Annotated in this window: 18 protein-coding genes; 7 read left to right on the top strand and 11 right to left on the bottom strand. The window is 45.6% G+C overall.

Features of this window, described 5'->3' with window-relative positions; genetic code table 11:
• The first annotated feature begins 39 nt into the window (after nucleotides 1–39).
• Nucleotides 40–867, top strand: a complete 828-nt coding sequence (gene mutM / locus B092_RS0102605) for a bifunctional DNA-formamidopyrimidine glycosylase/DNA-(apurinic or apyrimidinic site) lyase (RefSeq protein WP_018573688.1) — start codon at nucleotides 40–42, stop codon at nucleotides 865–867.
• A gap of 52 nt (nucleotides 868–919) precedes the next feature.
• Here mutM and B092_RS0102600 read toward each other — a convergent pair whose 3' ends face one another.
• Entirely contained in the window at nucleotides 920–2359 is a 1440-nt protein-coding gene (locus B092_RS0102600) for an FAD-binding oxidoreductase (RefSeq protein ID WP_018573687.1), read from the bottom strand.
• 102 nt (nucleotides 2360–2461) lie between these two features.
• Between B092_RS0102600 and B092_RS0102595 the strand changes: the two genes are divergently transcribed.
• Nucleotides 2462–3856 (top strand): phosphomannomutase/phosphoglucomutase, encoded by a 1395-nt coding sequence (locus tag B092_RS0102595; RefSeq protein ID WP_018573686.1) that lies wholly within the window; start codon nucleotides 2462–2464, stop codon nucleotides 3854–3856.
• Between the two features lie 10 nt (nucleotides 3857–3866).
• On the opposite strand, the gene B092_RS15580 is transcribed toward B092_RS0102595, so the two are convergent.
• From B092_RS15580 to B092_RS0102560, 7 genes are all read right to left on the bottom strand, one after another.
• Nucleotides 3867–4991 (bottom strand): glycosyltransferase family 4 protein, encoded by a 1125-nt coding sequence (locus tag B092_RS15580; RefSeq protein WP_018573685.1) that lies wholly within the window; start codon nucleotides 4989–4991, stop codon nucleotides 3867–3869.
• Between the two features lie 12 nt (nucleotides 4992–5003).
• On the bottom strand, nucleotides 5004–7358 hold the full coding sequence (locus B092_RS15320) for a glycosyltransferase (RefSeq protein WP_169333957.1): 2355 nt from the start codon (nucleotides 7356–7358) through the stop codon (nucleotides 5004–5006).
• A 9-nt stretch (nucleotides 7359–7367) separates the two neighbouring features.
• The gene (locus B092_RS0102580) at nucleotides 7368–8495 is read right to left on the bottom strand and encodes a glycosyltransferase family 4 protein (RefSeq protein WP_018573683.1); all 1128 of its coding nucleotides are present in this window, start codon (nucleotides 8493–8495) and stop codon (nucleotides 7368–7370) included.
• A gap of 70 nt (nucleotides 8496–8565) precedes the next feature.
• Nucleotides 8566–9918 carry a murein biosynthesis integral membrane protein MurJ gene (gene murJ / locus B092_RS0102575; protein WP_018573682.1) on the bottom strand — a complete coding sequence of 451 codons (1353 nt, stop codon included), beginning with the start codon at nucleotides 9916–9918 and terminating at the stop codon, nucleotides 8566–8568.
• A gap of 4 nt (nucleotides 9919–9922) precedes the next feature.
• The gene (locus B092_RS0102570) at nucleotides 9923–10948 is read right to left on the bottom strand and encodes an SDR family oxidoreductase (RefSeq protein ID WP_018573681.1); all 1026 of its coding nucleotides are present in this window, start codon (nucleotides 10946–10948) and stop codon (nucleotides 9923–9925) included.
• A gap of 55 nt (nucleotides 10949–11003) precedes the next feature.
• Nucleotides 11004–12278 (bottom strand): Vi polysaccharide biosynthesis UDP-N-acetylglucosamine C-6 dehydrogenase TviB, encoded by a 1275-nt coding sequence (gene tviB / locus B092_RS0102565; RefSeq protein ID WP_018573680.1) that lies wholly within the window; start codon nucleotides 12276–12278, stop codon nucleotides 11004–11006.
• Between the two features lie 50 nt (nucleotides 12279–12328).
• Nucleotides 12329–13447 carry an MraY family glycosyltransferase gene (locus B092_RS0102560; RefSeq protein ID WP_018573679.1) on the bottom strand — a complete coding sequence of 373 codons (1119 nt, stop codon included), beginning with the start codon at nucleotides 13445–13447 and terminating at the stop codon, nucleotides 12329–12331.
• 708 nt (nucleotides 13448–14155) lie between these two features.
• On the opposite strand from B092_RS0102560, the gene B092_RS0102555 reads away from it, so the two are divergent.
• The 5 genes from B092_RS0102555 to B092_RS0102535 are packed head-to-tail and all read left to right on the top strand — an operon-like array spanning nucleotide 14156 to nucleotide 18733.
• A complete protein-coding gene (locus B092_RS0102555) occupies nucleotides 14156–14578 on the top strand; it encodes an OsmC family protein (RefSeq protein ID WP_018573678.1) in 423 nt (140 codons plus the stop codon).
• Between the two features lie 2 nt (nucleotides 14579–14580).
• Nucleotides 14581–15408: a thymidylate synthase gene (locus tag B092_RS0102550; RefSeq protein WP_018573677.1), complete on the top strand. Its 828-nt coding sequence runs from the start codon at nucleotides 14581–14583 to the stop codon at nucleotides 15406–15408.
• Between the two features lie 12 nt (nucleotides 15409–15420).
• Complete coding sequence (locus tag B092_RS0102545; RefSeq protein WP_018573676.1) at nucleotides 15421–15918, top strand: dihydrofolate reductase; 498 nt, start codon at nucleotides 15421–15423, stop codon at nucleotides 15916–15918.
• Between the two features lie 9 nt (nucleotides 15919–15927).
• Nucleotides 15928–17523, top strand: coding sequence for an acyl-CoA synthetase (locus B092_RS0102540; protein ID WP_018573675.1), 1596 nt, complete (start codon nucleotides 15928–15930; stop codon nucleotides 17521–17523).
• A 52-nt stretch (nucleotides 17524–17575) separates the two neighbouring features.
• Nucleotides 17576–18733 (top strand): iron-containing alcohol dehydrogenase, encoded by a 1158-nt coding sequence (locus B092_RS0102535; protein WP_018573674.1) that lies wholly within the window; start codon nucleotides 17576–17578, stop codon nucleotides 18731–18733.
• 66 nt (nucleotides 18734–18799) lie between these two features.
• On the opposite strand, the gene dctP is transcribed toward B092_RS0102535, so the two are convergent.
• The 3 genes from dctP to B092_RS0102520 are packed head-to-tail and all read right to left on the bottom strand — an operon-like array spanning nucleotide 18800 to nucleotide 21735.
• Nucleotides 18800–19900 (bottom strand): TRAP transporter substrate-binding protein DctP, encoded by a 1101-nt coding sequence (gene dctP, locus B092_RS0102530; protein ID WP_018573673.1) that lies wholly within the window; start codon nucleotides 19898–19900, stop codon nucleotides 18800–18802.
• Between the two features lie 16 nt (nucleotides 19901–19916).
• On the bottom strand, nucleotides 19917–21239 hold the full coding sequence (locus B092_RS0102525) for a TRAP transporter large permease (protein WP_018573672.1): 1323 nt from the start codon (nucleotides 21237–21239) through the stop codon (nucleotides 19917–19919).
• Nucleotides 21229–21735, bottom strand: coding sequence for a TRAP transporter small permease subunit (locus B092_RS0102520; RefSeq protein WP_018573671.1), 507 nt, complete (start codon nucleotides 21733–21735; stop codon nucleotides 21229–21231). Before B092_RS0102520 ends, B092_RS0102525 begins: the two co-directional genes overlap by 11 nt.
• Between the last annotated feature and the right edge of the window lie 135 nt (nucleotides 21736–21870).

The following is a 21870-nucleotide window of genomic DNA, read 5'->3' as shown; positions in this document are numbered from 1 at the left end:
CCTCAACTGAATCCGAATAATCTATATTGATAAAATAGTATGCCAGAATTACCAGAAGTGGAAACCACTCGCCGAGGACTTGCTCCTGCAATCGAAGGTCAGCGCCTGAGGAAGCTCAGCATTTATCAAAACCAACTACGTTGGCCTATTTTACCTGACTTGCCAGAGATTTTGAGTGATCAAATATTACTAACCTGCCAACGTCGAGGTAAATACCTACTTTTTTACTTTGAGCGTGGTGCACTTTTGATACACCTTGGAATGTCAGGCTCAATGCGCCTATGTCAAGCTGATGAGTTACTCCGCAAGCATGATCATGTGGTTTGGCATTTTGAACACATCACTGTCCGCCTAAATGATCCACGTCGTTTTGGTGCCGTTGTTTGGCATCCGCATAGCGATGGCCCTGTTTTAGAGCATAAGCTATTAAAAAATCTGGGGGTTGAGCCTCTCAGCGAGCACTTTACGGTAGAACATTTATACCAGGGACTGAAATCTAAGAAAAAGCCAATTAAAACGGCGTTGTTAGATGGTGATATTGTGGTTGGGGTAGGTAATATTTATGCCTCAGAAAGTCTCTTTTTAGCCAAAATCAATCCCAAAGTCAGCGCCCAGTCACTATCTAAAATGAGAACCGAACGACTACACGCAGCCATTTTAAAAACACTGCATGCGGCACTGGAAAGTGGCGGTAGTACCTTAAGAGATTTTTTAAACGCCAGCGGTGAGCCCGGTGCCTATTTTGACATACATGCCAATGTGTATAACCGTGAAAATAAGCCTTGTCATATTTGCGAAACACCCATTCGCAGAATTGTTCAAGCACAACGTGCAACCTATTATTGTGTCAATTGCCAACGGCGTTAAAAAAGGCGTCTACCGGAAAATTGGTAGACGCCTTTTACTTGAAACACAATCACTAGTAATCAAAATCCACACTATCAATGACTTTGCCGGGATTCATTAGACCCTGGGGATCTAATGCCCGCTTAATCTTGCGCATCACCGAAATCTCCACCTCATCCTTATAATCAGGCAGCATATCTTTTTTCAACTGACCAATACCATGCTCAGCACTGATTGAGCCATCATAGTCTGTCACACTATCAAAGACAATTTTAAAAGCCTCTTCTTGCTTGGCTAGGAAACCCTCTTCTTCGCCTTCCGGCGCACCGATATTGTAGTGCAAATTACCATCACCCAAGTGACCGAAAATGATATGACGAACCCCCGGATACCATGTTTGCAGCGCCGTATTAGTATCATCAACAAAAGGAGCAATTCGCGAAATGGGGACAGAAATATCGTTTTTAATCCCTTTGCCCACAATCGCTTCTGCCAATGGAATACTCTCGCGCAAATGCCATAAATCCTGAGACTGTTGAATTGATTCAGCCAAGACAGCATCTTGAATAATATCGTTATTAAAGGCCTCTTCTAATACCCGTTGAAAAGTTGCGCGCGCTTGCTCTTCACTATCGCTATCCGCCATATGAATTAAGGCGTACCATGGGTGGTCTAAACTCAAAGGCAAGTGCTGCTCCGGAAAACACTCATTAACAATCTGCAAGCAGTAGGCTGACATTAACTCAAAACCCTCAAGCTTAGAAGCGAAACCTTTACGTGAATAGTTCAGCATATACAAAGCATCATCTAAACTTTCAAAGGCGACCAAAGCAGTGCACTCAGCCACCGGCTGTGGGTACAACTTCAACGTCGCTGCCGTAATAATCCCCAGCGTACCCTCACTACCAATATACAAATTGCGCAAATCATAGCCTGTATTGTCCTTACGTAAACTACGGAGGCCATTAAGAACCTCACCCTCCGGTGTCACCACCTCAAGTCCCAATGCTAAGTCGCGGGCATTACCATAGCGTAAGACCTGTGTGCCACCGGCATTGGTGGCCAAATTACCACCGATCGTACAACTACCCTCTGCACCCAAGCTGAGAGGAAACAAACGGTCTTGCTTAGCTGCGGCTTCCTGAACTTGCTGCAAAATACAACCGGCTTGTACAGTAATGGTGTCATTAACGGTGTCCACATTGAGAATATGATTTAAACGAGTGGTCACAAGCAATACTGCGTCCCCCTTATTGCTGGGCGTAGCGCCCCCACACATGCCTGTATTACCACCTTGAGTCACGATAGGCACCTCATAACGCGCACAAAGCTTGACCACATCAGCGACTTCTTGCGTATTAGCCGGTCGCACAATCGCCTGAGCGCGTCCGGTATAACGACCGCGCCAGTCGGTCAAATAAGCCGCTAACTCGTCTTGATCGGTGTCTTTACCCTTGCCATTTAATACATACTCTTCGCCAACGATACTAATTAAATCTTTGATTAAACTCATTATTGAACCTAAATGATAGATGAAATGCGGACTTATCCAGATGTACTGTTATTATACTGCTTTAACCATCTATTGTAGTGCTCTTAAAGCAAAGGTAAATTTGTGAAGAAATCATTTGAACTACCATCCCAAGTTTATAAAGCCTATGACATTCGCGGCATTGTTCCGACACAATTAAACACTGACTTTGCCCTATTATTAGGTCGTGCGTTGGCAATTAGAGCCAAGAAATTAGATATCCAAGAAGCCATTGTCGGCTATGACGGCCGCCATAGCAGCCCGGAATTAGCCACAGCGCTCACACAAGGGATGCGCGCCGAGGGGATTAATACCCTCAACATTGGCCTAGTTCCTACACCAATGGTTTATTATCAAGCCGCCGAGCATCAAGTCGGTTTGGCCGTCGCTATCACAGGCAGTCACAACCCGCCTGAATACAATGGTTTCAAAATCATGCTTGACGGCAAGGCGATCTACGGCGAAGACATCACCTCACTACACGCAGAAATGCAAGCACTGATGGGCACAGAGAGTGATGCGCAACCGGGTCAGGCCAAGTCAGAAAGTATCATTGAAGACTATATTGATCGAATCAGTAGTGATATTAAATTAGCACGCCCTATGAAAATCGTTATTGATTGTGGTAATGGCGTTGGTGCCGTAGCGGCTACCGAATTATATAAACGCCTAGGGTGCGAGGTGGATGAGCTATATTGCGAAGTAGATGGCGACTTTCCTAATCACCACCCCGATCCCGCTGACCCCACTAACCTCCAAGATATTATTAACCACCTAAAAAACAGTGATTGTGAACTCGGCTTAGCCTTTGACGGTGATGCGGATCGTTTAGGTGTCGTTACTAAAAACGGAGAAATTATTTGGCCCGATCGCCAGCTCATCTTATTTTTAAGAGACACACTGGAACGCGTACCGGGCGCCACCATTATTTATGACGTTAAGTGTAGCCGTCACGTTGGCGAGTCAATTAAAGCAGCGGGTGGCAAACCACTGATGTGGAAAACGGGACACTCTCTGGTCAAGGCTAAAATGGCTGAAATCGACTCACCTTTAGCGGGTGAAATGAGTGGACATATCTTCTTTAAAGAGCGCTGGTATGGTTTTGATGATGGTTTATATGCCGGCGCCCGATTACTGGAAATTCTCTCTAAGGTTGACGACCCTACTGCCACCTTAGAATCACTGCCACAAGACATCTCCACACCTGAGCTTAAACTGCCCATGCAAGAAGGTGAACCGCACGCTCTTATTGCACAACTACAAGAAGTCGCTGAGTTTCCGAGTGCTGTCAGCACCAATAAAATTGATGGTGTGCGCGCAGAATATGCGGATGGCTTTGGCTTAGCTCGTGCTTCCAACACCACGCCGGTTGTTGTGTTGCGTTTCGAAGCAGAAAGCGAAAGTGCTCTTCATCGCATTAAAAATGAGTTTAGAGCAGCTATCCTAGCCTTGCTTCCTGATGCGAAGCTACCATTCTAATCACTAAACACTAAGAGGCAAGCAGCTCGGCATACAAAGCTACTTGCTTCTTGGCAATCAGCTTCTCATCAAATTCTTCTTGTGCCAATTGATGCCCCGCTAGGCCCATGCCGCGACGCAATTCGTCATCATCGGCGAGCTTGATCACCCCATCATACAAGGACTCCGCACAACAAACATCCACTAAGAGCCCCGTCACTCCCGGCTCTATCGCATCCCTACAGCCCGTCACATCCGTAGTAACGACCGCACGACCGCAAGCAGCTGCCTCAACCAACGACTTCGGCAAACCCTCTCGATAAGAGGGCAAGGCAACGATATGGGACTCACTGTATAACTTAGCAATATCAGTGAGCTCACCCAAGTAGCGAATATCATCACGCCAAGCCGCTAAGTCTTCGTCAGTAATTGAGGCCGGATTGCCCGGATCGGGACTACCAGCTAACTGCCAAAGCAAATCATGTCTACCGTTCTTTTTTGCAAGGCGAGCCGCATCAACAAACTCTTGCACCCCTTTGTCCCTTAGCAAACGAGCAGCCATAGTAATTACCACGGGGGGGGTTGGAGGTTCCGGTAAAAACTGATACTGATTTAAATCCGCCCCCGAACCTCGAATAAGCACTAACTGCTCATCCTTAAGTGAACACATTTCTTGAACCAAGGCTTGATCCGTTTGGTTCTGTACAATAACGCGACTATTCGTATGAGCTAAACTATTGCGATACAACAAGCGCGTGATCATATTAACCGGGTCAAACCTACTACGCGCCTTTGTAAATAAAAAACCCATCCCCGAAATTGCATAAACAACCGCCGGCACTCGCATTAATCGAGCAGCAATACCGCCATAAAGCACCGGTTTAATCGTCACTAAGTGAACGATATCCGGCTTAACTTGCCGATAGATTTTGCACAATGCCACTAATGTTTTAAGCTCTTTAAGCGGGTTCATGCCGCTACGAAGCATTGGAAAGACTACGTGCTCAAAACCATGATCTTTAATTGTCTGCACTGCCGGTCCATCCATGGTGGAGACAATCACCCGAAAACCTTGAGCCTTGGCCTCTTTGGCAACATTTAATCGGTGTGATAGAAAAAAAGCTGGATTGTTGACAACTATTAGCAGTTTCTTCATTGATAACACTCTTTATTTTTCCAGCGCTTCACGCCACGTTTTCTCATAGCGATCGATCATCTTCTCTAAACTGAAATGACCGACAACACGTTGACGACAATGCTGTTTAAATAGAGACGCATTGGGCGCCTTCAAGAACGTCAACCCCTCCTCAATCGCCCCACTTAAAGCTGATGCGTTTTTAGGAGGCACTACCCAGCCATAGGTATCAACAATAAAGGCAGCATCACCCACGTCCGTGACAACGTTCGGCACCTCGCAGGCCATTGACTCAGCCACCACATTTGGGAATCCCTCAGCCATACTTGATAGGACATGCAAATCAAGGACCGGCATCAGTGTCGGCACATCATCTCGACGACCTAATAAGATGACATGCTGTCCTACGATGATATTAACCTCGTTTAACAGCGCCATTAGCTCCGCATTATCTTCGCTAAGGCCATCACCAATTAATAATAATTTGACCCCCGGACGTCGTTTGAGAAGCAGCGCAAAGGCTCGGATTAAATTAGCATGATCTTTTAAAAGATTCCAACGAGCGACAAAGCCAATCACTTCATCTGTGGCAGCCAAACCCAAACTCTCTCTAATTTGTGCCTTAGAGCACGCATCAGCAACCTGCCAGCGACTTAAATCATAGCCATTTGGAATTACACGCATTTTGGATGCTTGATAACCCCAAGCCTTGTGGCGTTTAGCAGCTAACTCAGCACAGGCGACAATCAATCGAGGAATAAAATAAGAAGTCCAAGAGAAATATCGCGCCAACAAATAGGAGGAACGACTGCTGCGTGCTAAATTATCGCCTGAGTTACGTATCCCCCAAAGCACGGCCTTAATCCCAGCTAAACGTGCCGCTAAACCGCCAATCATATCAGCATGATACATCCAACACTGCACGACATCCGGCGCCAATTGCTTTAACTGATTGCGCAAGCGCCAAAAATTGCGCAATCCCATTTTGCCCGCAGGCATATTTAAACAATGCAGCTCAATCCCCGCAGCAGCAAACTTCTCGGCAAAAACACCGCCATCTTGCATACTTACTACAATATGTTGATCTTTTTTAGCATAGGCTGTCAGACGATATAGAACAGACTCCGCACCACCGTGACCCAAGCCACTAATAAGATGCACAACCCTTAGCGAGCGTTGCTGCTCTTCGGCTTGCACACTGGATTTAATCCCTAGCTTATGGAATAAACTCTCCCAATCCGCCAACACTTTTTCTTGACGATAGTTTTGTAGCACATGCTGTTGGCCTTCAAGTGCTAAACGCTCTCGTAACGCGTCGTCACCTAAGAGCTGACGCAATCCCTCGACAAATGCACGGTGCGTTTTTTGACTATAACTGCCTTCAACGCCCATTTCCAAAGGCACTAATATGCCGACCTCACCTTGCTGAGTAAGTTCAGCCGGCCCATAAGAACAATCAATCGCTATGCTTGGCAGACCATTAGCCATCGCCTCTAACAAGACATTAGGGAAACCCTCGCGCTCTGAACTCATTGCAAAAGCATCGGCTTGTCGCATCGCTTGCCAAGGAGCCTTGGTCGCTCCCTTTAAAAACACGCGTTCTGATAAGGACAGACGTTCGATTTGCGTGGCCAACTCGCCCTCTAACGGACCAGAGCCGTAAATATGCAGCTGCCACTGAGGAAAATCGTTGGCTAATTCGGCAAAACAATCTATAAGAAACACAAACTGCTTAAGCGGCACCAAACGCCCCATACTTAAGAGTACTTTAGGCGCAGCCACATCGGCTTGACTATGGGGAGCAGCCCCTGGCGTCGTCAGCTCTTGCATCAAATCGGCTGAAATAGGATTAGCAATGGCAGGAATACACTTAATACTCGGCAAATGCTTCGCATAATCCTCAGCCGCCGCTTCTGTTTGCATCATCACCGCTGCCGCCTTCGGGTAAAGTGCTTTGCGTAACTTTCTTAAGACAAATGGCAAATGAGATTCGGATAGCGGATTCGTCCTTTCGCAGACGATGACCGGTATCTTCAACCCACGCGTCGCTAAGAGCGCAGTGACATTGACATTCGTTAAAAAAGACACCACCACATCCGGCTGGCAAGTCTTTAAATGACGTCTCAACACCAGTGGCTTCAACAGACGACTAAACACCTTAGACTTAGGTAAGTCATCCACCAACCAATGTAATTTAACGCGCTCATCAAGTGCATAAAAAGACTGACCGCTGCCCTGAGAAAAACAAGGCACAATACACACGTCATTTCCCGACGCTACCCAACTATTAGCTAAGGCCGCTGCTACCCTCTCGGCACCACCGGCATTCATCGAACTGATTAGTAAGACTATTTTCCTACCACCTTGAGGAGATACCATCGGCTGCATAACAATGCCTTATTCGTGTTTGTTTTGAAGGATTTCTTGAAAAAGCTCATTCCACATGCCGCTAATGCGGCGCATACTATAACGATCGCGCATATCAACTGCACGCTTACTATAGTTATTGATACGTTCAGGGTCATTGATTAAACTGACAATACCCTCTGTCAATGCTTCAACCGATCCGGCCGGTTGTACTAAACAGCCATCAATACCGTGTCGAATTAATTCCCGTGGCCCGACGTCACAATCAAAAGCCACGCAGGGAAGCCCACAAGACATGGCTTCTTGAAGACTATTAGACAGGCCCTCAGAGCGCGAGCTCAAAATGAACATATCACCTTTGCCATACCACCATTGCATATTACCTACGCGGCCGACCAACAGGACACGTTGCTGAAGTCCCGCTTGCTCAATTTGACAGGCTAAATTATCACGCTCAGGACCTTCCCCTAAAATAAGCAAATCCCAATCAGGGTAGGCATCGGCAAACTTAGAGAAACTCTCTATTAATAGGTCAAAGCCTTTGACCGGCTGTAAACGACCGACTGCAAGAAGCCATTTTCTGCCCTTCATTTTAGGCATTTGAATGACGGGTTCGTGTTCGTCGATAGGCCAGTGAACAGCATTTGGAATGACGGTAAACTTGGCTTTAGGAATTTCTTTTTGTAAATAATCGGCTGTCGCCTGGGTTAATGTCACCACCTGCGCAGCCTTTGGATACAGCAGCTTTCTAAGACGGCGCCAAAGACCCGACAGCTTTTGAAAAGGCGGATAGGCATGCTCAGTCGCAATGACCTGACAGTGCAAACCAATCCCGGCAATGATACTAAAGACAGACGCTGAAGTTAGGAAAGACACCACAATATCGGGGCGATAGCGCTTAATTTCACGGCGTAATCGAGAGATTTGAGTGATATGCCCCCAAAAGCCAGCCTTTTCAAAGCTATTAAGACAAACTCGCTGCACCCTGCTATCTAGCGGATAAGCGTCAGTAGACGCGTCAGACTGCGTGACTAAAATTATTTCGTGACCATCGTACACCCAGCGCCTTGCCAAATCGACCGCTACGCGCTCAGCCCCGCCACCTCGCAGTGATGGAATATAAATAAGGATACGACTTTTTGATTGATTATTTAACATGAAAACCTGTTGAAACTAAACCAAGCTAATTATAATTTTAGAAAAATCTGCTCTTGACCATGCTAAGACCCTAAGATGTAGATTTCTTACGTTCCGGTTTAATCGTAATCACAGCAACGAAATAACAGCTAAAAGACAGCAAATACATCAAACTAGTCGCCAGCATAATACCCTCGGCCCCCATAATAGGCGCTAAATAAAGACTTAACAAAGCCTTTAGGGCAAAATTTGCCAAGGCAATGATTGCCATCAAAGTATAGCGATTTTGACTAGCCATCAGCTGAACTAAAATCAAAACACCAAAATAAAAAGGCAGCTGCATTAAACCAAAACGCATCACCGAAGCCACGACAGCTGTATTTTCTGCACTGAAGGCCCCGCGCTCAAATAAAATCCGCACCAACCATGGGCTCAGAACCCACAACACTAACACAACCAACACACCAAGCAACAACATGCTAAGCGCCCACTTAACAGCAACACGGCGAGCACGCGCATACTCACCTTGGGCTTGAATATCAGCCAATACCGGTAAGGCAGCGCGACCGACTGACGCGGCACCCAAACCGATAATCAAGGAAAGAACACGTGCCGCATAACCTAAGGTGGCGTTGGCATTTCCATCTAAGTTAGCCGCAATCATCTGATCCAAAGGCCCAACAAAACTCATCGCCACCTGCCCGATCAACATCACCCCCGCGGCACTGATAACAGCCGACCAATACGGTGAAGAGAAGCTGATTGTCGGATTAATCCATTGCTTATCAGGCTCTGCTTTTACTGCTAAAAACTGCAACGCTACCGCTTGTATGATGTAGCCAATCAAGGTACCCCATAACAAAGGCATCGCCGTCGTGTCTCCGGGACTGGCTAAAATCCACACCAAAACAAAGATCGCAGGCAAACTATCGAGCAGCGTATTAATGTGACGCTCACGAGCTCGCAGCCTTGACATGCTTAGACCAATTAAGAGGATTAGCAATACAGAGGGCGCAAAGCCATAAATCAAGGTTTGACTAATGGCTTTAGCTTCGACACTAAAACTGCCACTCGCATGCTCCAACACCACGGGCCACAATACCAGCGTCAAGCTCGCTAACAACACGCCCATCAGCAGCATGAGGCCTTCTACCTGAGAAATAAAGCGGCGCTGCTGGTCCCTGCTATCGTGCCGTAACTTCACAAAACTCGGTATCAGCACAATGGAAAAGACACCAACCAAAGTTGTCGGCAACCACGTGCTCATTGTCATCGTGAATTGATAAGCATCCACCACCTCGCTGACCCCATAGCGATCAGCAACTGCGATCTCTTTGAGAGCTCCGGCAATTTTTCCGATAAATAAGAAAAAAGCCACTCGCAGGGCACCTTTTGCAATGCGTAGATGATCCCCGTCGATGGCCTTTAGGCGCTTATAAAACACGTCACTACTTTAGGAAGTTAATGTACCAAGGCATTGCCTCAGCCAACCCCTCTCTAATACTATGTGTCGGCTGATAACCCAATTGCTCAGTAATTTTGGTGATATCGGCTTGAGAATGGCGTACATCACCTGCCCTAAAATCCTGATAAACCGCCTCTTTTTGATAGCTCAGACCGTTTTCAGAGAGCAGCTCACCCAAATAAGCATACAACTCATTTAATGACGTGCGATTATTTAAGGCAACGTTGTAAACCTCATAGCCTGACTCCGGCATTTGCACCGAGCTAAGAATATTGGCCTGTATTGTATTTTCTATATAGCAAAAATCTCGACTGGTTTCACCATCGCCATTGATGATCACATCTTCGTTATGGATCATCGCGCTGGTCCACTTAGGGATAACCGCGGCGTAGGCACCATTAGGTGTTTGGCGCTTGCCAAACACATTAAAGTAGCGCAAACCAATGGATTTGAAACCATAATTTAAAGCAAAAACATGCGCATAGAGCTCATTAACATACTTAGTTACGGCATAAGGCGACAAGGGATTACCGATTTTCGGTTCTTGTTTAGGCAAATCCGGGTGGTCACCATAAGTCGAGCTGGAGGCCGCAAAAACGAAAGACGTCACACCCTCATCACGACTCGCAATTAACATATTTAACGAGCCCTCGATATTCACCTGATTGGTGGTGATCGGATCATTTAAAGAACGGGGAACTGATCCTAGCGCCGCCTGATGCGATACATAATCCACTCCCTTAACCGCCGCTTGGCAAGTGGCTAAGTCTCGAATATCGCCTTCGATAAAGCGAAAATTAGACCATTGCTCAGCCGTAACCTGAGCCTGCACCTCGTCTAGATTATGTTGAAAGCCGGTAGAGAAGTTATCTAAGCCCACTACCTTTTGCTCATGCTTTAATAAAAACTCTAGTAGATTAGAGCCAATAAAGCCAGCACAACCGGTAACCAGCCAAGTTTTTGGCTGTGCTACCAGTTGTCGCTTTACTTGTTCAAACTTAGTTGTCATAAAAATGTTTAAAAAGAATTAATTAGGTTTAATCAATGATGCGTCCGAGGATGAGTTAGAGACGTATATCGACGCTATCTGCGTCATACACATACTTAAGATCATAAAGAACGTGCTCGTCTTTACCAACCGCACGAATCTTATCAATACCCATCGCTTTGAACTGCTCATGCGCTACGGCAAGAACAATCCCATCGTAAGTGCCCTCTTTGAGGGTTTGAATAGGCTTAATGCCATACTCTCGTTCACATTCCTCAGGATCCACCCAAGGATCATAAACATCAACGTTGATATTGTATTCGGCAAGCTCATTGACAATATCAACAACACGCGTATTACGCAGATCAGGGCAATTTTCTTTAAAAGTTAAGCCCATGACTAAAATACGGGATTCCTGTACCTGAATACGCTTTTTAGTCATCGCTTTGATTAATTGAGCTACCACATATGTACCCATCCCATCATTTAAGCGTCGTCCGGCCAAAATAATCTCCGGATGATAACCGATAGATTGTGCCTTGTGAGTCAGATAATATGGGTCGACACCAATACAGTGACCACCGACCAAGCCCGGACGGAATGGTAAAAAATTCCACTTCGTACCGGCCGCTTCTAGAACTGCCTGGGTATCAATACCTAAGCGGTTAAAAATAATAGCTAACTCATTAATTAGCGCGATATTGACGTCACGCTGAGTATTTTCAATTACCTTAGCAGCTTCTGCCACCTTGATACTAGCTGCTTTATGTGTACCTACCGTAATGATTTGCTGATACAGCTGATCAATTAGCTCTGCTGCTTCAGGCGTGGAGCCGGAGGTTACCTTGGTGATATTAGTCACACGACGGTCCTTGTCGCCCGGGTTAATACGCTCAGGACTATAGCCTACAAAAAAGTCCTCATTAAACGTTAGGCCTGAGAACTTTTCTAAAACAGGCACACAATCATCCTCGGTAGCGCCAGGATACACGGTTGATTCATAGATAACAATATCACCTTTGCTAAGTACCTTGCCAAGCATCTCTGACGCCTTTAGTAAAGGAGTGAGATCAGGACGCTTATACTCATCGATAGGCGTGGGGACAGTCACAATAAACGTATTAGCTTCACGCAAATCCTCGGGATCGGCTGTATAGCTAATGTACTTTGCTGCTTTGAGTCCTTCAGGCTCAACTTCCAGGGTATGGTCTCTGCCTCCTTGCAGCTCCTTAACACGACTCTGATTAATATCAAAACCGATAACCGGACGCTTTTTCGCAAATTCCACCGCTAATGGCAGTCCAACATAGCCTAAACCAATCACTGCTAATTTGATATCTTCTAGCTTCAAAGCAAACTCCTAAACATTTTTATGTCTAACAATAAAATTCATGATAATCACTATCTGCGACTAAAGACTGAGGGTAACAACAACCATCGAGGACAACGCCAATTAACCAAGCGCGAATACAGCCACAAGTATAGTCCTGAAAAAACCAACATTGACAAACAAAGTATCCACGAGTTAGACCAAAAAACCGTTGCCGGAAGCAAACCAATTAAACACAATACCCACAAATAAGGTGAGGTAAGCGCATTACATAACGCCGGCACACGATGACGGCTATCACGACTAAAAGTCACTCGTACTAAGCGTCTAAATATTAATTGATGCAAATGCAAAGCATCCGGTTGGTCAACTCGCACCTTACGGATAAAACGGCGACGCCAAATTGAAAACATCGTCTCAAAAATTGGGTAAAACAAGACCGCAAGCGCATAAAAAGGCGAAACGGATGGATTACGTGCAACCAGTTGAACCGCCAATTCGGCCAAAATAAAACCAATAAAATATGCACCGCCATCGCCCAGGAACACCCGACCAAACGGGAAATTCCAAACAAGGAAACCCATAACGGCAGATGCCATCGCCAGCGCAATCGCAAAAATAGCCATATCATTAACCTGATATGCCACTAAAGCTAAGGAAATAGAAATCAGGCAAGAGACCATGCCGGCCAAGCCATTCATACCATCAATGAGATTCATGGCGTGGGTACAACCACCAACAGCGAGCATGGTAAAGAAAAGAGAGATAGGCCAAAAACCCAACACCCAATCAAACCACTCAAAACCGACACGGGAGACCCCACCCAATAGCCACCAAGCAATCGCGGCTGAGGCAAAAGCAGCTAACAAGCGCTTGCCTGCACCAATTTCCTTGGTGATATCCTCTAACATACCCGCCACAAAAACCGGCATAGCCGCCACAAACAAAGCAGGCCAAAACCAGTTTAAGGTCGTATTATCCGGTTTACCTAACACCAACAAACCTGCTAAGGTGCCGGCAAATACTGCCAGCCCACCAATACGTGGGGTCGAGCGTACATGAGAGGCTTGAGGTTTGTCTAAATCGGTGTCACCGGTATAACGCCCATGCCAGCGCTCGGAGGCGATAATCAAACCGCCTACCGTAAACGCCACAATACAAATTAAAAGATACTGCCAAGCGTCCGTCACACTATTTCTACTTTAAAAAAAATTAATAAATTTAACTATTAAAACTTTCTTTTGAAAGCCAAAACCTAAGCTCTATAGTACATAAAAAGGTCACGACCACAGAGTCTAACAGCTTTACAAATGATAAATCGTTAACATCTATGTAAATTTGCAACAGTGCTTATTGTCAATAGTTTTATCAACGTGAGAATATCTTATATTTTTTATGACATGGCGAAAAAAAACCCGGAACCTAAAAGATTCCGGGCAAATCCACCAAAGGAGGAGGGTGGAGGAGACATCTGCATAAACTAAAACCTCAAATGAGGAGACAATAACAAGAAGAGGCTTTAGTTTAAATTCCTGCGGACTACTAGGTAAAAACCCTATAACCCGTCAACAATTAAATAATAGCAAAGCTCTTGCTACATTGCAAGAAGAAATACATGAAAACCCTAATCGACTTAGTTGAATGTTGCTTTTTGTCTTTTTATCGCAACAGACAATTTCTTTATCCTGCGATTCAGAGCATAAAGGTTCCAATTGTCATATTCATGCGTATTCAAAATAGTATTCCTATCGCACTATAAGCTTTTTATTGGTAGTCAGCGCAACAAAATCCCACCGGGAATTTATGCGCACTCTCAAAGCAGGCCCAGTTCTATATAATGATTCAACACATAAAAATAAATAATTGGTCAAATATCAAACAGTATAGGAAAGATAGTTATGCAATGCTCAGTCGAATGGAATGGCCCAGAGGGTATGTTATTTGTTTGTAGTACAGGTAGCGGCCACACACTTACAATCGACGGTCCTCCCGATGGCGGAGGCAACAACCTCGCACCCCGTCCAATGGAAACTCTCTTAAGTGGCGCAGGCGCCTGCTCTGCTTATGATGTGGTGATGATCCTACAGCGTGGGCGCAAAGACATTCGTCGCTGCCGTTTAAACATCACGTCTGAACGCGCAGATACTGACCCCAAGGTATTTACCAAAATCCACTTTGAATTTATTGTCAGCGGCCATAATCTTCAAGAAAATGTGGTTGAGCGTGCCATCAACTTAAGTCACGAGAAGTATTGCTCAGCCATCGCCATGCTTAACAAAACCGCCGAAGTCACTCACTCCTTCCGCATCGAAGAGGTTTAATTATGGATACCAAGATCACAAGTACTACCGCACGGTCCGATCAATATGAAGAATTAATGCGTTTTGTGTTTGAATATGGCGTTGACAAATCAGATCGCACAGGTACCGGCACCCGTTCACACTTCGGTTACCAAATGCGCTTCGATTTACAGCAGGGCTTCCCGCTCGTCACCACCAAAAAAATTCATCTACGTAGTGTAATTTATGAATTATTGTGGTTTTTGCGAGGCGATTCTAATATCCGCTGGCTCCAAGAAAATGGCGTGAGCATTTGGGACGAATGGGCAGATAGCGAGGGTGAATTAGGTCCCGTTTATGGTGTCCAATGGCGTAGCTGGCCGACACCCGATGGCGGCAGCATTGACCAAATCTCACAACTTGTAGAGCAAATCAAAAACAATCCGGACTCCAGGCGCCATATTGTCGCTGCTTGGAATGTGGCCAATATTGATGAGATGAAATTACCGCCATGTCACTGCTTATTTCAATTCTATGTGGCTGATGGTAAGTTATCCTGCCAACTGTACCAGCGCAGTGCCGATATTTTCTTAGGTGTACCTTTTAATATTGCGAGCTATGCACTGCTGACTCATATGATTGCTCAACAGTGTGACTTAGAGGTTGGCGAATTTATCTGGACCGGGGGCGATGCGCATATTTATTCAAACCACTTCGAGCAAGTAAAAGAGCAGCTATCACGCGAGCCTTACCCCTATCCCAAATTAACCATCTTACGCAAACCGGAATCGATTTTTGATTACCGATTCGAAGATTTTGAATTTGAAAATTACCAACACCACCCCTTAATTAAAGCGCCCGTCGCCGTTTAAAAGGATTCAAACGTGGCACATATTAATATTATCGTTGCTTACTCAAGAAATAATATCATTGGTCATCAGGGTCACATGCCTTGGAATATTCCTTCTGACTTAGCCTATTTTAAAGAGACCACGATGGGGGCTCCCATTATTATGGGACGCGTGACTTGGGACTCCTTAGGCCGCCCCCTACCCGGTCGTTTAAATATTGTCATCAGCCGTAATAGTGACTACAGTCCAGTGGGCGCAGAAGCAGTCACGAGCTTACAGTCTGCAATTGAACTGGCAAAACAGCATGCGCCAGAGCAAGACATCTTCATCATCGGTGGCGCACAAATTTACGCTCAAGCTCTAGAGGAGGGGCTTGTCGATCAAGTGTATGCCACTGAAATCCACGACACACTTGAGGGTGACGCCTCATTCCCGGAACTGGATATGACCATCTGGGAGGAAATTAGTCGTAAACCACAACCTATAGATAACAATTACGACTTTGATTTTGTGATTTATCAACGTCGCTAGGAGACACACATGGGCAATTTTTCTTGGCAAGTTCCCACTCATTACAATATTGGAATAGATGCATGTGATCGGTGGGCTGACGGCAGCGGACGCTTGGCATTAATTGAAGAGGTCGCCGGTGAAACAAAGCACTATAGCTTTGACCAGCTTAAAGACTACTCCAATCAAATGGCCAATACACTACAAGCTGCCGGCGTTAAACAAGGCGATCGAGTCGGTATTTTGTTGACTCAAAGCTTAGCCACAGGAATTGCCCATTTAGCTACGTATAAATTAGGAGCCATTGCCGTTCCTCTTTTCGCGCTTTTTGGTCTGGACGCCTTAAGCTATCGAATCAGTCACGCAGATATTGGCGTTATCATCACGGATGATGGCGGTTTTGACAAACTAAAAGCCATTCGTGATGAGATTCCCTGCCTCAAAACCATTTTTAATGTCAACCAAGAGCAAAGTGACGAAAGCAGCTTATCCTTTTGGTCTGAATTAGCCAAACAACCCATCGAGTTTGACGTCGTTAACACCCATGCCGATGACCCTGCTATCATCATTTTCACATCAGGCACCACGGGCAAACCTAAGGGAGCCTGTCATGCTCAACGTGTCCTTCTTGGACACTTACCGGGTGTCGCGACCTCGCACAATAATGAGATGAATAGTGATGATGCTGTGTTTTGGACACCGGCAGACTGGGCTTGGATTGGCGGTCTACTTGATTTACTTTTACCGGCATGGCACTATGGTCGCCCGGTAGTCGCTTCACGTGCAAGTAAATTCAGCGCTGAAGATGCGTTTGAGCTCATGGAAAAGCATCAAATTACCCACTCTTTCTTACCCCCTACTGCTCTAAAAATGCTACGTTTTATTGAGCAACCTCGCCTCAAATGGCCCTGTCTCAAGCTTCGTTCAATTGCCAGTGGTGGGGAGACGCTTGGTAAGGAGTTATTACATTGGGGACGTGAGAATTTAGATATCACAATCAATGAGTTTTATGGTCAGACCGAATGCAATATGATTGTCTCCAGCTGTGCCGCTGAATTTCCACCCAAAGCCGGCAGCATGGGCAAAGCGGCACCCGGGCATCAGGTCCACATCATTGACTCTGACGGCCAACCGGTCGCCGCCGGCATCGAAGGAGATATTGCCGTATTGAGACCGGATCCTGTCATGTTTTTATACTATTGGGATGATCCCGGCGCCACTGCTGCTAAATTTAAAGGTGACTATTTACTTACCGGTGACCGTGGCGTCATGGATGATGATTCCTATCTGTTTTTTGTGGGTCGTGATGATGATGTCATCACCAGTGCCGGCTATCGCATTGGTCCGGGTCCGATTGAAGACGGCCTTCTAAGCCATGAAGCGGTCAGCATGGCGGCTGTTATTGGCGTAGCAGACGCAGAGCGCACCGAAATCGTCACTGCTTTTATAGTGCTCAAAGAGGGCTTTCAAGAAAGTGAGGAGCTTAAGAAATCCCTCCAAGATCATGTACGGACACGTGTCGCCGCGCACGAATACCCTCGACAAATTTATTTCTTGGACGAATTACCCATGACGACAACCGGTAAAATTATTCGCAAGGAACTAAGAAATTTAATACTACGCTAGATACCCATACCAGAAACACCAACGATAATAACACCCCTGTAGGAGACACGATATGGCTAACACAATCATCCTTCCTCGCATCATGGAGGTTGGCAAAAACGCCTGTGAGAAGCTGCCCACTATTTTGCAATCATTAGGCGTTTCAAAACCATTGATTGTGACTGATAAAATCATGGTCCAATTAGGCTATGTTCAGCAAATCAAAGATATCTTATCCTCACAATCTATTCTTTGTGAGGTATATGATGACACGATCCCGGAACCCACAGACAGTTCCATCATGGGTGGTGTAAAGATGATACAAGAAGGTGATTTTGATAGTATTATCGCCCTGGGTGGAGGCAGTCCTATTGATAGCGCCAAAGCGATTGGAGTATTAGGTAAGTTTGGTGGCGTGATTCGTGATTATAAATTTCCCCGTATAGTCAATGAAGAGAGTCTCCCGATTATTGCCATTCCTACTACTGCCGGCACAGGCTCTGAAGCCACGCGCTTTACCATCATTACCGATGAGCAAAGCAATGAAAAGCTGTTATGCGTAGGCGTAGCCTTTATGCCTATCGCCACGATTATCGATTATGCTCTCACCCTCACCGTACCACCTCGCACGACAGCTGATACCGGTATTGATGCGATGTGCCATGCCATCGAAGCGTATGTCAGTCAAAAGCACAACCCCTTTAGCGATCAACAATGCTTAGCGGCACTGCGCCTGATTGGCCCCAATCTTAAAACAGCCTATCACGATGGGTCTAACGAAATAGCACGTGAGCAAATGATGTTAGGCTCAACCTTAGCCGGCATTTCTTTTAGTAACTCCTCCGTGGCGTTAGTACATGGCATGAGCCGTCCTATTGGTGCTTTTTTCCATGTGCCACATGGTCTGTCAAATGCGATGCTTCTACCTTCGGTCACTGAATTTTCAATCCCTTTTGCCGCAGAGCGCTATGCACAATGTGCAGTTGCCCTAGGCGTCGCCACCGAAAACGATGAGATTGACAAAGCAAATCAACAACTTATTCAATTTCTAAACGATCTGAATCAAGAGTTAAAAGTACCGACACTGGCAGAATTTGGCGTTGATAAAGCAGACTTTGATCACGCCGTCGAAACAATGGTTGAACAGGCGTTTGCGTCCGGCTCTCCCAATAATAATCCACGCATTCCGACAAGAGAAGAAATGCTCAAACTCTATCATGATTTATGGTAGAACAATTAGGGCACCGGTTGAACCGGTGCCCTAATTTCCTAACTACTCATTTTACGAAGCTTACTTTTACTTAACACATGCTCTAACCTTCTCAATATCAGGCCCATCAATCTGACGACCTAAATTATAAGGTGTCGCAATAGCACGCCAATCCTTATAGTCTTGAAGATACTCGAGTTGACTTAAGTAGACTTTTGCAGCATCAGGATGACTACAAGCCACATTAACCATCACTTCGTTGGTGACTTCCTGAATCGTCTGCAAATCTTCTTCGCTAAAACGGTGGATTTCTACACCCGCTTCTTGGAACGTACGAACACCTTCAGTAGCTGACTTCTCAGAGTTGGTTAAGCCCCACATCATCGTAGCATTGGCCGCAATTTTAAGCTTTTCTTGTGTTTCGGGACTTAGTGCATCCCATGCTTTTTTGTTAATCATAACGCCAAACACCGATGCTGATTGGTGCCATCCTGGGGTACTCCAATGCTTCGTGACTTGATGCATACCTGCAGAGACGTCAACACTAGGGGTTGAGAATTCAGCGCCGTCAATTACGCCACGCTCCAGCGATTGATAAAGCTCCTGACCGGCCATAGACACCTGCGTGCCACCGATCTTTTCTAACACCTGGCCTTGCTCTAAACCTGATAAACGTAGACGCTTACCTTTAATCTCTTCCAGGTTACGAACAGGCACGACGGTACGGAACCCCGACTCACTATTGGTAATACTGAATGGCAAATACACCATGCCATACTTACCGAAGATTTCGTTGTAAATCTCTGCACCACCCCACTCTTGAATCCAGTTTGCATAATCCATTGCATTAAATAAACTGGTGTGGGTCGCTAAGGGTGAAAACGCGGGATTACGACCAGCCCAATAACCGGGCCAATCACCGCCGGCCTCAATCGTACCCGACTCAACTGCGCTAAACACCTCCCCACTCGGCACCAAAGCGCCCCCCTCAAAGAACTCGATTTTTAACTCATCGCCAGCGAGTTTGTTTACCAGTTCTACCCACTTTTTATCAGCCTCGATCAGCTCAATGGAAGCGGGCCATGTACTGGTCATCGTCCATTTTTGTGGTGCTGCCTGAGCTAATCCTGCTGCTCCAAAAATGGCAGTTCCTACTAATACGTGTACTGTTTTTTTTAGTAATGACATAATGTCTCCTCGTCAGTTAAGTCCCGTATAACGTCTCTGGTAACCAAGTGATTAGTCCCGGGAAGATAGCAATTAAAATACACATGAAAACAACTAAGAAAATAAAAGGAATGACTCCCTTAACAATCTCAGTGGTCGGAACAGATGTAGGCGTAATTGCCCTTAGGTAAAACAATGCATAGCCAAATGGTGGCGTGAGGAATGAGGTCTGTAAAATCACCGCAACCAACACAACAAACCAAAGCAAACTAATCCCCATTTCAGAGATCAATGGCAAAAGAATCGGGAAAGAAAGTAAAACAATGCCGGTCCAATCCAGGAAACATCCCAAGATAAACACAATGGCCAGCATAACTAAAATTAACAACCACGGCGCCATATCCAAACTACGCATCAAGTCTTGTACTGCGCCAAGACCACCCGTGATATTAAACACTCCGGTAAATGCGGTCGCTCCCACGACAATATATAAAATCATGGCGGAGGTTCTACCCGTTTCATAAAGGGCACTAAAAAACATTTTCCAAGAAAACTTACCGCGAATCACAACAAAGATGAATGACAATAAGCACCCGATCGCCGACGCTTCAGTCGCTGTCGCAATGCCCACCAACATGGAACCTAAAATACCGATAATCAATAAAATTGGTGGTATCGCTTCAACCAACAACATCTTGGTTAGTTCAGCTCGCGATATTTTCTCTTCCGGCTGCACAGAAGGCGCACTCTCCGGATCACGCCAGGCTACAAAAACCACCCAAGCCGCATAAAAAAAGCCAAGTAATATACCTGGTATGAGCGCACCGGCAAATAACTCACCAATGGACAAGGGAGAGTAACTCGCCATTAGAATTAACATAATGGAAGGTGGAATCAATATCCCTAAGCACCCTGACGCAGCAATCACTCCTGTGGTCAGCTTAGGACTATAGCCATAACTCAACATAGGTCTCAGTGCCATCATGCCCGTAACCGTAATCGATGCGCCGATAATTCCGGTTGTAGCAGCTAACAACATGGATAAAAACACGACTGCAAGCGCTAAGCCACCACGTACATTAGCCATCAGGTGTCGTAATGCTTCAAACATCTTATCGGTCACCTCCGAATCCGATAAGAACCTCGCCATCAAAATAAATAATGGAATTGCAATTAAGGTATAGTTATCCAGCACATCACCATAAATACGATTAATGACGATACCTAATACCATCGGCTTGCCAGCAATAAAAGCGCCTATCACGGCAACACCGCCAAGCACAAATGCCAGAGGATGCCCCATAAAGAGGCCCAATACCAATAGGCCTCCCATAATTAATGCAATATACTCAGCTGACATGACTTAGACTTTCCTTTGTATCCCTAAAAAGGATACGAAGCACTTCGGCTACACCTTGCATCAGTAAGAGTGCCGCAGCAACAACCATTGAAATTTTTAGTGGGTAAACGGGCAACTGAACAGCTCCGTATGTTGTCTCGCCTTGGGCTAAAGAGCGCATTGCAAATTCATAGCTTCGTGTTAAAAACACCCAAGAAAAAGGGAAAAAGAAAACTACATAACCGATAAGCTCAACCCACTTCAGCACCTTTGGTGACAAATGCTGAGTCAACAAATCGACCCGCACATGCGCTTGATGCTTAAGGGCATAAGCACCAAGCATCAAAAAGTAAAAACCATAAAGCTGCTTACTTACATCAAATGCCCAACGAGTGGGTTGGTGTAATGCGTAACGCATAAAGACTTCATAGATAATAATTACTGCAAAAACAATGGCAATGCAACTAATCAGTCTACCGATCAGCTCATTAATTGAATCGATTATTCGTATAATCATGCGCCCCTTCTTGTTATAGTTGAAACATATTGTGTACTACTGTACAGCGTCGTTACTCATCCCTCAAGATAGTATTTATCCTAGTTCTCGTAACGTTAAGGGAGGCCTGTTTTAGAAAAAAGCAGTCTGCATTAA

The organism is Oligella ureolytica DSM 18253, assembly GCF_000373745.1.
Lineage (GTDB): Bacteria > Pseudomonadota > Gammaproteobacteria > Burkholderiales > Burkholderiaceae_B > Oligella > Oligella ureolytica.
This window is presented reverse-complemented; position numbering and strand designations above follow the sequence as displayed.